Source organism: Paracoccus sp. JM45, from assembly GCF_003590715.1.
In the GTDB taxonomy this organism is placed as follows: Bacteria; Pseudomonadota; Alphaproteobacteria; order Rhodobacterales; family Rhodobacteraceae; genus Paracoccus.
Map to the genome: position 1 here is coordinate 103,224 of NZ_QQVY01000002.1, position 13,226 is coordinate 116,449.

10 protein-coding genes are annotated in these 13,226 nt (G+C 60.5%); 8 read left to right on the forward strand and 2 right to left on the reverse strand.

All coding sequences use genetic code 11. The features are described 5' to 3' along the window. Positions 1–5: 5 nt before the first annotated feature. From DWB67_RS04245 to gltB, 5 genes are all read left to right on the forward strand, one after another. Entirely contained in the window at positions 6–989 is a 984-nt protein-coding gene (locus tag DWB67_RS04245; RefSeq protein WP_119806279.1) for a complex I NDUFA9 subunit family protein, read from the forward strand. Beyond that, complete coding sequence (locus DWB67_RS04250; protein ID WP_119806280.1) at positions 989–1,792, forward strand: undecaprenyl-diphosphate phosphatase; 804 nt, start codon at positions 989–991, stop codon at positions 1,790–1,792. Before DWB67_RS04245 ends, DWB67_RS04250 begins: the two co-directional genes overlap by 1 nt. A 150-nt stretch (positions 1,793–1,942) precedes the next feature. Then, a complete protein-coding gene (locus tag DWB67_RS04255; RefSeq protein ID WP_119806281.1) occupies positions 1,943–3,427 on the forward strand; it encodes an NAD(P)-dependent oxidoreductase in 1,485 nt (494 codons plus the stop codon). 9 nt (positions 3,428–3,436) lie between these two features. Continuing rightward, a complete protein-coding gene (locus tag DWB67_RS04260; protein WP_119806282.1) occupies positions 3,437–4,147 on the forward strand; it encodes a hypothetical protein in 711 nt (236 codons plus the stop codon). After that, on the forward strand, positions 4,144–8,682 hold the full coding sequence (gltB, locus tag DWB67_RS04265) for a glutamate synthase large subunit (protein WP_119806283.1): 4,539 nt from the start codon (positions 4,144–4,146) through the stop codon (positions 8,680–8,682). Before DWB67_RS04260 ends, gltB begins: the two co-directional genes overlap by 4 nt. 34 nt (positions 8,683–8,716) lie before the next feature. On the opposite strand, the gene DWB67_RS04270 is transcribed toward gltB, so the two are convergent. Then, positions 8,717–9,064, reverse strand: coding sequence for an MliC family protein (locus tag DWB67_RS04270; RefSeq protein ID WP_182911487.1), 348 nt, complete (start codon positions 9,062–9,064; stop codon positions 8,717–8,719). An 87-nt stretch (positions 9,065–9,151) separates the two neighbouring features. On the opposite strand from DWB67_RS04270, the gene mtgA reads away from it, so the two are divergent. From mtgA to queG, 3 genes are all read left to right on the forward strand, one after another. Further along, entirely contained in the window at positions 9,152–9,904 is a 753-nt protein-coding gene (gene mtgA, locus DWB67_RS04275) for a monofunctional biosynthetic peptidoglycan transglycosylase (protein WP_255418549.1), read from the forward strand. Positions 9,905–9,981: 77 nt separating this feature from the next. After that, a complete protein-coding gene (locus tag DWB67_RS04280) occupies positions 9,982–10,668 on the forward strand; it encodes a glutathione S-transferase family protein (protein WP_119806286.1) in 687 nt (228 codons plus the stop codon). Then, complete coding sequence (queG, locus tag DWB67_RS04285) at positions 10,646–11,761, forward strand: tRNA epoxyqueuosine(34) reductase QueG (protein WP_119806287.1); 1,116 nt, start codon at positions 10,646–10,648, stop codon at positions 11,759–11,761. The genes DWB67_RS04280 and queG overlap by 23 nt, the downstream gene beginning before the upstream one ends. Here the strand turns inward: queG and DWB67_RS04290 are convergent. Further along, positions 11,720–13,226: calcium-binding protein (locus tag DWB67_RS04290; protein ID WP_182911503.1), on the reverse strand; the 1,507-nt coding region annotated here is incomplete at its 5' end. The two genes, queG and DWB67_RS04290, sit on opposite strands and share 42 nt — an antisense overlap.

Below are 13,226 nucleotides of genomic sequence, written 5' to 3' on the forward strand. Positions count from 1 at the left end.
CGCCCATGGCGAAACTGGTCACGATCTTTGGCGGCTCGGGCTTTGTCGGCAGGCAGGTTGCCCGCCTCATGGCCAAAGAGGGCTGGCGCGTGCGGGTTGCGGTGCGCCGCCCCGACGAAGCCCTGTTCACCCGCACTTATGGCGCAGTGGGTCAGGTGGCCCCTGTCCTGTGCAATATCCGCAGCGAGGAATCGGTGCGTGCGGCCCTGACAGGTGCCGATGCAGCGATCAACTGCGTTAACATCCTGAATGCCGAAGGCAAAAGCAACTTCAAGAACGTCTTCCACGAAGGTGCCGAACATATCGCGCGCATTTCCAAGGATCTGGGCGTCGCGCGGCTAGTGCATATTTCGGGTCTGGGAATCGATACCGAATCCTCTAGCAACTATATCGCATCGAAATCACGCGGAGAGGCCGCCGTTCTGGCGCAATTCCCGGATGCGGTTGTTCTGCGTCCTTCGGTGATCTTCGGACCGGATGACAACTTCTATAACCGCTTTGCCGGAATGACCCGCATGGGTCCGGTCATGCCCATCGTCGGTGGCAACACAAAGATGCAGCCCGTCTATGTCGAGGATGTGGCCCGCGCCGCTGTCATGGGCGCCACCGGCACCGCAGCCCCCGGCATCTATGAACTGGGTGGCCCCGACGTTCTGACCCTGCGCGAAATCGTGGGTCAGGTGCTGAAGGCCACCAACCGTCGCAAACTGGTCGCCAACATTCCCTTCCCCGTCGCGGGCATCGGCGCATCCGGTCTGGGTTTGGTGCAGACGCTGACCGGCGGGCTGTTCACCAACCCCCTCAGCCGCGACCAGTTGGCCTTGCTGCGGACAGATAATATCGTCAGCGATGACGCCAAAGGCTTTGCCGATCTGGGCATCCAGCCCGTCGCAGCCGAAGCGATGCTGGACGACTATCTGTGGCGCTTCCGTCCGTCGGGGCAATATGACGCCATTACGGATTCCGCCAAGAACCTCCGCAACACCTGATGGAACATAATACGATTGTCGCCGCCGTCCTGGGGATCCTCGAGGGGCTGACAGAGTTTATTCCGGTGTCATCGACCGGCCATGTGCTTTTGGCCGGTCACTTTCTTGGCTTCGATTCCCCTGGCCGCGCCTTCGAGGTGATCATCCAGCTGGGTGCCATCGCGGCGATCCTTGGCGTCTATGCAAGCCGCATCTGGCAGATTCTGACAGATGCCCCCCATGACCCCATCGCCCGACGCTTTATCGGCGCTGTGCTGCTGGCCTTTATGCCTGCGGTTGTGATCGGGCTTCTGGCCCATGACTTTATCAAGACCGTTCTGTTCGAAACCCCCATGCTGATTGCCGTCATGTTGATCGTCGGCGGCTTTATCATGCTGTGGGTAGACCGGCAGGCCACCCAGCCGAAATATCACCGCGCCGAGGATTTTCCCTTGGGCATGGCCCTCAAAATCGGGTTTTTCCAATGTCTGGCCATGGTCCCGGGCGTGTCACGATCCGGTGCAACCATTGTCGGCGCGTTGCTAATGGGGGCAAACAAGCGATCCGCCGCCGAATTTTCCTTCTTTCTGGCGATGCCGACGATGCTGGGCGCATTTACTTTGGACCTGATCAAGAATCGCGATATTCTGGATTCGGCCGCGATGGGAAATATTGTCATTGGCTTTATCACCGCCTTTATCAGCGCGATTATCGTTGTGCGATGGGTTTTGGGATATGTCACCCAACATGGCTATGCCCTGTTTGCCTGGTGGCGCATCATTATAGGAAGCGTTGTTTTACTGGCCCTTATGGCAGGTAAGTAAATAAAGCTGACCTATTATCAGGGTGGCGCGGCAAAAAGCGCCACCCATTCACTCAAAAAACTTTCATTTAGGTCAGTACTGCTGACTTTTCATTGCAAATGCCTTGGTTTAAGCCATCTGCGGAAGGTCCTGTAGGGAGACAGCGCAGCCATGGCCACGCAAAAGATGCTCAAATTCACGTCGACACCGCGCGAGATGCCCGAGAAACGCTCGGCCTCCGAACGCAGTGAGGACTTTCACGAGATTTACCGCGAATTCGCCGATCTGAAAGCGACCGAGCAATCCAGCCGTTGCAGCCAGTGCGGTGTTCCCTATTGCCAGTCGCATTGCCCGCTGCACAACAATATTCCCGACTGGCTGCGCCTGACCGCCGAAGGTCGCCTGAAAGAGGCGTATGACGTCAGCCAGGCCACCAATACCTTCCCGGAAATCTGCGGCCGCATCTGCCCGCAGGACCGCCTGTGCGAAGGCAATTGCGTCATCGAACAATCGGGCCATGGCACCGTCACCATTGGCGCGGTCGAAAAATACATCACCGACACGGCATGGGATGAAGGCTGGGTCCAGCCTTTCACCCCCGAACAGGAACGCGCCGAATCGGTGGGCATCATCGGTGCCGGACCGGGCGGTCTGGCTGCGGCCGATATGCTGCGCCGTCAGGGTTTTCAGGTCACCGTCTATGACCGCTATGACCGCGCGGGCGGCTTGATGACCTATGGCATCCCCGGCTTCAAACTGGAAAAAGACATCGTCATGCGCCGCAACAAGCTGCTGGCCGACAGCGGTGTCGAATTCGTCATGAACTGCAATGTCGGGGAAGACATCAGCTTTGACGCGATCCGCGGCAAGCATGATGCGGTGCTGATCGCCACAGGCGTCTATAAGACCCGCGATCTGGACATCGACAATGCCGAAGCCGGCGGCGTTGTTCGCGCCATTGATTACCTGACCGCCAGCAACAAGATCGACTTTGGCGACGATGTCCCCGATTTTGAAGACGGCGAATTGAACGCCAGCGGCAAGCGCGTTGTGGTCATCGGCGGCGGCGATACCGCGATGGACTGTGTCCGCACCGCCATCCGTCAGGGCGCGCAATCAGTGAAATGTCTGTACCGCCGCGACCGCGCCAACATGCCCGGATCGCAGCGCGAAGTGCAGAATGCCGAAGAAGAGGGCGTGGAATTCGTCTGGTTGTCGGCCCCCGGCCAGTTCACCGGCCATGTGACCGGCGTTGCCGCGACCGCACAGGAAGCCGACGTGGCGGCCTTGCCGCAGATCGCCTCGGTCCGGATCCAGAAGATGCGTCTGGGCCAGCCCGATGTGACGGGCCGCCAAAGCCCCGAACTGATCGAGGGGGCCGATTACGACGAACCCGCCGAACTGGTCATCAAGGCCCTTGGCTTCGAAGCCGAAGACCTGCCCAAGCTGTGGGGCGTCGACGGGCTGGAGGTGACGCGTTGGGGCACCATCAAGGCCAGCTTCGGCACGCATCACACCTCGATCCCCGGTGTGTTTGCGGTGGGTGACATCGTGCGCGGCGCCAGCCTTGTGGTCTGGGCCATCCGCGACGGCCGCGAGGCTGCCGATTCCATCGCGCATTTCCTTGCGGGTGATGCCCGCGTGGCCGCGCAGTAAGGTCACATGATGATGCGTTATCTTACGACATCAGCATTTGCAGCGGTGGCCCTGATGGCCACCCTGCCCGCACAGGCGGCGACATTTTCGCCGCCTGCCGGATGCACATTGCAGGTCACGGTGCAGAACCGTGGCTGTTCGGTCAGCCAGTATTACATCTGTGATGCCGACCCCGAAGGATACCAGCGCAGCGCGATTTTCGGGAAGGACGGGTTGTTCCATCTGTCGACCATCGACAAGGAAACCCGCTGGATCGAAAGCCAGTCCCCCGCCACCGGAATTATCGACACCCTGATGGACGGTGCCAAGGATGAGGCAAGCTTTTCGGAGCTGTTGGAAACCGGACGCGACGATTTCGACTTTAGCGTCCAGTCCAATGACGGTCTGGTCATGCACCAGAAGGGCTTTGACGTCCTGACTGGTGAAGCTGTCGATATCGACGGCCAGACGCTGGAACGCACGCAGTTCGAACTGACCACCCGCGGTCCCGATGGCGCGATTTTCAGCCAGCGCCGTGGCACGCAATACATCAGCCGTGAATTCGGCCGCTTTTATGGCGGCATCGAAAGCCGCACCGATGCGGCGGGCGAACAGACCAAATCGAATGACAGCCCCGTCCTTTTCAGCTTCCCTGAGGAAGACGGTTTTGGCGACACCACCCCACAATTCGACTGCGATCAATTGCTGACGCAGATCTTGCAGGAAAGGGCCGCATCATGAACAACGATTGGCAAGAACAAGAGCAGGCCCGCCGCGACTGGATGGCCAAGAACAGCCTGTACCGTGACGAGGACGAACATTCGTCCTGCGGCGTTGGCCTTGTGGTCAATATCGACGGCACTGCCAGCCGTAAGGTCGTGCAATCGGGCATCGACGCGCTGAAGGCCATCTGGCATCGCGGCGCAGTTGACGCCGATGGCAAGACTGGCGACGGCGCGGGCATCCACGTGCAGATCCCCGTCCCTTTCTTTCACGACCAGATCCGCCGTACCGGCCATGAACCCGATCATGACAAGCTGATCGCGGTCGGTCAGGTCTTCCTGCCGCGCACGAATTTTGCCGCACAGGAAGCCTGCCGGACGATCGTGGAATCCGAAGTCCTGCGGATGGGCCACTATATCTATGGCTGGCGTCACGTTCCGGTCGATACCGGCGTCTTGGGTGAAAAAGCCAACGCCACCCGTCCGGAAATCGAACAGATCCTGATCCGCTGCGAAAAGGACATCGACCACGTCCAGTTCGAGCGTGAGCTGTACGTCATCCGCCGCCGCATCGAAAAGGCCGCCATCGCCGCGCAGGTGGCACAGCTGTATTTCTGTTCGCTGTCCTGCCGGTCGATCATCTATAAAGGCATGATGCTGGCCGAACAGGTTGCGGAATTCTATCCCGACCTGAAGGACGAGCGTTTCGAATCCTCCTTCGCGATCTATCACCAGCGTTATTCCACCAATACCTTCCCGCAGTGGTGGCTGGCCCAGCCCTTCCGCATGCTGGCCCATAACGGTGAAATCAACACGCTGAAGGGCAACCTGAACTGGTTGCGCAGCCATGAAATTCGCATGGCCTCCAGCGCGTTCGGCGAAGCAGCCGAAGACATCAAGCCGATCGTCCCCGCCGGATCGTCCGACAGTGCCGCGCTGGATTCCGTGTTCGAGGTTCTGGTCCGTTCGGGACGCAGCGCACCGATGACGAAAACCATGCTGGTGCCGGAAAGCTGGTCGAAATCCACGACCGACATGCCACAGGCATGGGCTGACATGTATGCCTATTGCAACGCCGTGATGGAGCCGTGGGACGGCCCCGCCGCTCTTGCCATGACCGATGGTCGTTGGGTCTGCGGCGGTCTGGACCGCAACGGTCTGCGGCCGATGCGCTATGTCGTGACGGGCGACAACCTGCTGATCGCGGGTTCGGAGATGGGCATGGTGCCGGTCAACGAAAGCAATGTCGTCGAAAAGGGCGCACTTGGTCCGGGGCAGATGATCGCCGTGGATATGTGGGACGGCAAGCTGTACCACGACACGGAAATCAAGGACCGCCTGTCGGCCAGCCAGCCTTTTGGCGAGTGGATCGAGAAGGTCGTCGAGCTGAATGACATCATGCGCGATCTGCCGGAAACGGCGCTGCACACGGGCGACGAATTGCGCCGTCGCCAGACAGCTGCCGGTTTCACCATGGAAGAACTGGAACATGTTCTGGCCCCCATGGCCGAAGACGGCAAGGAAGCCATCGCCTCGATGGGTGATGACACGCCGCCCGCGGTCCTGTCCAACCAGTACCGCCCCATGAGCCATTTCTTCCGCCAGAACTTCAGTCAGGTGACCAACCCGCCCATCGACAGCCTTCGCGAAACGCGCGTGATGTCGCTGAAGACGCGGTTCGGCAACCTCAAGAACGTGCTGGACGAAAGCAGCAGCCAGACCGAGATCGTCGTTCTGGAAAGCCCGTTCATCGCCAATGGTGAATTCGCTGAAATGGTGCGGATGTTCGGCGATACGGTCACTTATATCGACTGTACCTTTGCCGATCATGCCGGCCCCGACGCCCTTGGCGAAGGTCTGGCCCGCATCCGCGCCGAGGCCGAGGACGCCGTCCGTTCCGGTGCCGGCCATCTGGTCCTGACCGATAAGGCACAGGGCAAGGACCGCGTGCCGATGCCGATGATCCTTGCCACCAGCTCGGTCCACAGCTGGCTGACACGCAAGGGACTGCGGACCTTCTGTTCGGTCAACGTGCAATCGGCTGAATGTATTGACCCGCATTACTTTGCCGTGCTGATCGGCAGCGGCGCGACCACCGTGAACCCCTATCTGGCGCAGGATTCGATCAATGACCGGATCGAGCGCGGTCTGCTGACCGGTTCGCTGATCGACAACATGCGTCGTTACCGCACCTCGATCGACGCGGGTCTTCTGAAGATCATGGCCAAGATGGGCATCTCGGTCCTATCGTCCTATCGCGGCGGTCTGAACTTCGAGGCTGTCGGTCTGTCGCGCGCCATGGTTGCCGAATATTTCCCCGGCATGCAGTCGCGCATTTCCGGCATCGGCCTGCACGGACTTCAGGCCAAGCTGGAGGCGCTGCACCAGAAGGCCTATCACACCAAGGACACCGACATGCTGCCGGTGGGCGGTTTCTACAAGCTGCGTCGCGCGGGCGAAAAGCATGCTTGGGAAGCCAACACCATGAAGATGTTGCAGGTGGCCTGTGAAAAGGCCAGCTATGACATCTGGAAGCAGTTCAGCGCCACGATGCGGGCGAACCCGCCGATCCACATCCGCGACCTTCTGGACATCAAGCCGCTTGGCAAATCGGTGCCGATCGAGGAAGTGGAAAGCATCACCAGCATCCGCAAGCGTTTCGTGACGCCCGGCATGTCGCTTGGCGCCCTGTCGCCCGAGGCGCATATGACGCTGAACATCGCCATGAACCGCATTGGTGCGAAATCCGACAGCGGCGAGGGCGGCGAAGATCCGGCGCACAGCCACCCGCTGCCCAACGGCGACAACCCCTGCGCCAAGATCAAGCAGGTCGCCTCGGGTCGTTTCGGTGTCACCGCCGAATATCTGAACGCCTGCGAGGAACTGGAAATCAAGGTCGCGCAGGGTGCCAAGCCCGGCGAGGGTGGCCAGCTGCCCGGCATGAAGGTGACCAAGCTGATCGCACGGCTGCGTCACTCGACCCCCGGCGTCACGCTGATTTCGCCGCCGCCGCACCACGATATCTACTCGATCGAGGATCTGGCGCAGCTGATCTATGACCTGAAACAGATCAACCCGCGCGCCAAGATCACCGTGAAACTGGTGGCATCCTCGGGCGTCGGTACGATTGCGGCAGGCGTGGCCAAGGCGAAAGCCGATGTCATCCTGATTTCGGGCCATAACGGCGGCACCGGTGCCAGCCCCGCGACATCGGTGAAATTCGCCGGTCTGCCGTGGGAAATGGGTCTGACCGAGGCGCATCAGGTTCTGGCCATGAACCGCCTGCGCGAACGCGTCACCCTGCGCACCGATGGCGGCCTGCGGACCGGTCGTGACATCGTCATGGCCGCGATGATGGGCGCCGAGGAATACGGCATCGGCACCGCCGCGCTGATCGCCATGGGCTGCATCATGGTCCGTCAGTGCCAGTCGAACACCTGTCCGGTGGGCGTCTGCACGCAGGACGAAAAGTTGCGATCGATGTTCACCGGCTCGGCGGATAAGGTCGTCAACCTGATCACCTTCTATGCCCAAGAAGTCCGCGAGATTCTGGCCGACATCGGCGCGCGGTCGCTGGACGAGGTGATCGGCCGCGCCGATCTGTTGACGCAGGTCAGCCGTGGCGCTGCCAACCTTGACGATCTGGACCTGAACCCGCTGCTGATCACTGTCGATGGCGCGGAAAAGATCGTCTACGACCGCACCAAGCCGCGCAATGCAGTTCTGGAAACGCTGGACAGCGAAATCGTCAAGGATGCTGCGCGCTTCTTTGAAGACGGCGAAAAGATGCAGCTGTCCTATGCGGTGCGGAACACGCAGCGCACGGTCGGCACGCGCACGTCCAGCATGATCGTGCAAAAATTCGGCATGCGGAACAACCTGCAACCCGATCACCTGACGGTCCGCCTGACGGGCAGCGCCGGTCAGTCCCTTGGCGCCTTCGCGGCACCGGGCCTGAAGATCGAGGTGTCGGGCGATGCCAACGACTATGTCGGCAAGGGTCTGTCGGGCGGTACCATTGTGGTGCGTCCGCCGATGGCCAGCCCGCTGGTCGCGGCTGACAACACCATTATCGGCAACACCGTGCTTTACGGTGCCACGAACGGCTATCTGTTCGCGGCGGGCCGTGCAGGCGAGCGCTTTGGTGTCCGCAACAGCGGTGCATCCGTGGTGATCGAGGGCTGTGGCAGCAACGGTTGTGAATATATGACCGGTGGTGTGGCCGTGATCCTTGGCCGGATCGGTGCCAATTTTGGTGCCGGTATGACCGGCGGCATGGCCTATCTGTATGACCCCAAAGGTTTGGCGCGCGATTACATCAACCCCGAAACGCTGGTGATGTGCCCTGTGACGCAGGACCATTGGGAAGACCAGCTAAAGGGTCTGATTGCCCGCCACCTTAAGGAAACCAATTCGCGCCGCGCAGATGACATCCTGTCAAACTGGGACCGTGAAAAGGGCAACTTCCTGCAGGTCTGCCCGAAAGAGATGCTGGCATCCCTGCCGCATCCCATTCAGGCAGTTCAGGAACCAAGCGCGGTTCCTGCCGAATAAACCCCCGAACGCGGCCCCTTGCGGGCCGCGTTTTTCATTGGTCCGCTTGCACGCCCTGACACTGGACAGGATCCGCACCCGCGCGGGACAGCGTGGCATCGGACCCTTTCGACCACCATTCCCACATGCCCGAAACATAGCGCGCGCCAGACCCTGACACAGCGCTGACGAACAGCAGATCCTGCCCTTCCAGCGGGATCATGGCCAATTGGTTCGCACCGGCATTGATATATTGAACCGACAGGGTGGTGCCGTTGTCACAGCTGTAATCCTGCACCGCTACATTCGCATCCGGCCCCAAGGGCAGCGTCAGCGCAATATCTGCATGGGCCATCCCACCCGTCATAAGGGCCATTCCTGTCAGCATCGTTATTCCACGCATATTGCGGATCCTTTCCGGTTGCGGTGTAAATTTGCGTGCCGGAACAGCTTTGGCAAGCATGGGGAACTTGACGCTTGGGCGCAGGCTATGGGACATGCCTACATGATTTCGCGCAATCCGACCCAAGATCCGCCCCCGAAAGAAGGGGCCATGCCACGACGTCGCCGCGGCATCAGAAAGCCTATGATGTTCTGGTTGCGTTTCATGGCACTGCGGGCCTGTCTGGTGATGGCGGGATCCGTGACAATCTATGCTTTTGTGAACCCGCCGATGACATGGACGATGGTCGGGGCCGCCAAGCAGAACCCGCTGGTCGATCGCCCTTGGGTGCCGATCAGCGATATCGCCCCCGTCATGCGCCGGTCCGTCGTTGCCGCCGAGGATGCGAATTTCTGCAACCACTGGGGTTTTGACATGGCCGAAATCCGCAAGGTCATCGCATCAGGCTCATCCCATGGCGCATCGACGCTGACCCAGCAGACAGCTAAGAACGCCTATCTTTGGCAGACCCGCAGTTGGGGCCGCAAGGCTGTCGAAACCGCCCTGACCCCTTTGATCGAGGCGTCATGGTCCAAAGCCCGCATTCTTGAAGTTTATCTGAATGTCGCCGAATTCGGTCAGGGCATTTTCGGCATTGGCGCGGCATCACGCGAATATTTCGGCACAACGGCAGATAAACTGACCCTTGTGCAGGCCGCCCGACTGGCCGCCGTGCTGCCCGCGCCGCGCAGCAGATCGCCCCATGCGGCATCGAACCGGTCGCGCGCCATTGCCGACGGGGCCGCCACGATCAACCGCGACGGGCGGGCGGAATGTTTTCAACTTGATCTAAGACCCTAAGCCTGCCGGTTGAAAGCGTGCATGTCGGGGCGTATCAAGGCGGCGTTGCGAAAAAAAACGAAGGTCTCGAGCAGTCCATGAATAATAATACGCAGACCACGCGACTGTACCATACGGCGCTATCCCCCTATTGCCGCAAGGTTCGCCTTGTGCTGGCTGAAAAGAAAATCGAAGTCGAACTGGTCGAAGAACGCTATTGGGAAAACCCGCCCGAACTGACGCGGCGCAATCCTGCGGGCAAGCTGCCCGTCCTGCGGTATCGCGGGAACCTGCTGTCGGAAAGTCAGGCGATCGTCGAATATCTGGACGAGGCGATGCCCTCGCCCGCGTTGATGCCCACCACCCCGCTGGAACGGCACGAGGTTCGCCGTCTGTGCGCGTGGTTCGACGATAAATTCCACACCGAGGTGACCCAGCCGATCCTGAACGAACGCGTCTGGAAAAAGGTCATGCGGACCGGATATCCCGACAGCCGCGTCGTCAAGGACGGCTTGCGCGCGATCAAGGAACATATCGACTATCTGACGTCGCTGCTGGAAACGCGGCGCTGGCTGGCCGGTAATACGCTGACCCTGGCCGATTTTACGGCGGCTGCGCATTTTTCCTGTCTGGATTATATCTCGGACGTGGATTGGGACCGTTCGGAAATGCTGCGCGATTGGTATGCGACGATCAAATCGCGCCCCGCGTTCCGGTCGGTGCTGGCCGATCAGGTGCCGGGCATCCAACCGGCGGCCCATTATGCCGAACTCGACTTCGGATAAGGGAACGGGGGGCCTGCCCCCCGACCCCATCGACTGGGCGCAAAAGAAAGCCCTGATCGAGGCCGAGGCGAAGGCCATCGGCTTTTCCGCCATGGGCGTCACCACCACGGACGCTGTCCCCGGTCTGGCCGACAAGCTGGCGGCATTCCTTGCCGCAGGTCGCCACGGGCAGATGGGCTGGATGGCCGAACGCACCAACTGGCGTGGCGATCCGCAGGCCCTGTGGCCCGAAGCGCAATCCGTCATCATGCTGGCCGAGCTGTATACACCCGACCACGACCCGCTGGCCGTTCTGGACCAACCCGACCGCGCCGCTGTCAGCGTCTATGCGCAGGGCAAGGATTACCACGATCTGGTCAAGAAGCGCTTGAAACGTCTGGGCCGCTGGATGCTGGAACAGACCCCCGGCCATCAGATCAAGGTCTTTGTGGATACCGCGCCGGTGATGGAAAAACCGCTGGCGCAGACTGCAGGACTGGGGTGGCAGGGCAAGCACACCAATCTGCTGTCGCGCGATCTGGGCAGCTGGTTCTTTCTTGGCGCAATTTTTTCGACCCTACCACTGCCGGTGGACGCCCCTCAGGCCGAGCGTTGCGGGTCCTGTCGCGCCTGTCTGGACGTCTGCCCGACCAATGCCTTTCCTGCCCCGTTCCAGCTGGATGCTCGGCGCTGCATTTCCTATCTGACGATTGAACACAAAGGCCCCGTCGATCCGGAATTGCGCCCCCTGATGGGCAACCGCATCTATGGCTGCGACGATTGTCTTGCCGTTTGTCCGTGGAATAAATTCGCGCAATCGGGGTCGGAAATGCGCTATCGCGGGATAATCGAGGCGCCCCCGCTGGCCGAACTGGCCCTGCTGGACGACGCCGCTTTCCGCATTCGGTTTTCGGGCAGTCCGATTAAGCGCATCGGGCGGGATCGTTTTATCCGCAATGTCCTCTATGCAATCGGAAATTCGGCGGATGCGGCGTTGATACCGGTCGCGCAGGGATTGCGCGGCGATCCTGATCCCACCATTGCGGATGCCGCGGATTGGGCCGTTGGCAGGTTAAAGCAGAAAATCATCACCGTTCAGGTTCAACAGCCCTGACAGACGGATCAGCATATCGGCCTGATGATCGCCATCCAGATCAATCATTACATGGGTTTCCGCCCCCTGATGTTCCCAATGGACCGATCCTGTGCCGATAAAGTCTTTTTGCCCCACATAGCGCAGCTTGAAGTTTTGCAGATCGATCACATCGCGTCGCGGGTCGAAATCGGTGATCAGGTCGGACGCATTCAGGCGGCTGTCATTGGGAACAAGAAAACGGAACGTATCGCTGCCTGCCCCGCCCGTCAGCCGGTCGGCACCCTTGCTGCCGATCAAGATATCATTGCCTGCACCGCCCCACAGCTTATCCACGCCATCCCCGCCCGTCAGACGGTCATTCCCGGCATGTCCGTATAGCAGGTCGTTGCCCCCCCCACCCGACAGCAGGTCGTTGCCGCCACCGCCCGACATGACATCCTGACCGGCCCCGCCATAAAGGCTGTCGTGCCCGCCGTCGCCGCCAAGGGTATCATTGTCAGCCCCACCCCAAAGGCGGTCATTGCCATTTCCGCCCGACAGAGAATCATTGCCGTTGCCACCGGTCAGGCGATCATTCCCGTTATTCCCCAGCAGACGGTCATTGCCTTTGCCCCCGTCAAGAATGTCGCCGCCCGCGCCGCCTGCCAGTTTGTCATTGCCATTGCCACCAAACAGGCGGTCTGTCAGTTTTCCCCCTGTCAGCGTGTCATTGCCGTTTTCGCCGTACATCCAGTTTGCCCCTGAATCGGCAGCCAGACCATCATTGCCAGCCCCGCCATACAGGATGTCATTGCCATATCCACCGTCCAAGGTGTCCCGACCATTCCCACCCGCCAGCCAGTCATTTCCGCCGTTGCCATACAGGCGGTCATTGCCACCTTCGCCATACAGAAAGTCATTTCCCGACCCGCCCCACAGAAAATCGAAACCATCCGCACCGAACAGACGGTCATTGCCATTGCCCCCGTCCAGACTGTCTTTGCCCCCGCCACCGTAAAGAAAATCATTCCCTGTGTTTCCCGACAGCTTGTCGTGACCGGCATTCCCCATCAGGCGGTCAGACCCTCCTCCGCCCAGCAGGCTGTCTTTGCCACCGCCGCCCGTGATGCTGTCTGCGCCATTCCCGCCGTTCAGAAAATCATTCCCCGCGCCGCCCGTGATCGTATCGTCGCCGCCTTTTCCCAACAGGCGGTTGTGACCCGATGTATCCTGCAACCAGTCCTGTCCGCTGCCCCCGATCAGCGTGTCGTTTCCGCCGCCGCCGTTCAGCCGGTCATCACCGTTTCCCCCATAAAGGATGTCATTGCCGTTCCCCCCCTCAAGCGTGTCCTGACCTGCACCGCCGAACAGGACATCCTTGCCCCCCTCACCACGCAAGATGTCATGGCCTGCATCACCAAACAGCGTGTCATGACCTGCACTGCCCGACAGATCGTCATCCCCCGTGCCGCCACGCAGGACATCATTTCCCGCATCGGCCTTG

Coding starts and splice junctions, on each gene's coding strand:
- DWB67_RS04255 (WP_119806281.1), top strand. CDS start 1,943: ATGGCCACGCAAAAGATGCTCAAATTCACGTCGACACCGCGCGAGATG.
- DWB67_RS04245 (WP_119806279.1), top strand. CDS start 6: ATGGCGAAACTGGTCACGATCTTTGGCGGCTCGGGCTTTGTCGGCAGG.
- DWB67_RS04280 (WP_119806286.1), top strand. CDS start 9,982: ATGAATAATAATACGCAGACCACGCGACTGTACCATACGGCGCTATCC.
- queG (WP_119806287.1), top strand. CDS start 10,646: ATGCCGAACTCGACTTCGGATAAGGGAACGGGGGGCCTGCCCCCCGAC.
- DWB67_RS04270 (WP_182911487.1), bottom strand. CDS start 9,064: ATGCGTGGAATAACGATGCTGACAGGAATGGCCCTTATGACGGGTGGG.
- mtgA (WP_255418549.1), top strand. CDS start 9,152: ATGGGACATGCCTACATGATTTCGCGCAATCCGACCCAAGATCCGCCC.
- gltB (WP_119806283.1), top strand. CDS start 4,144: ATGAACAACGATTGGCAAGAACAAGAGCAGGCCCGCCGCGACTGGATG.
- DWB67_RS04260 (WP_119806282.1), top strand. CDS start 3,437: ATGATGCGTTATCTTACGACATCAGCATTTGCAGCGGTGGCCCTGATG.
- DWB67_RS04250 (WP_119806280.1), top strand. CDS start 989: ATGGAACATAATACGATTGTCGCCGCCGTCCTGGGGATCCTCGAGGGG.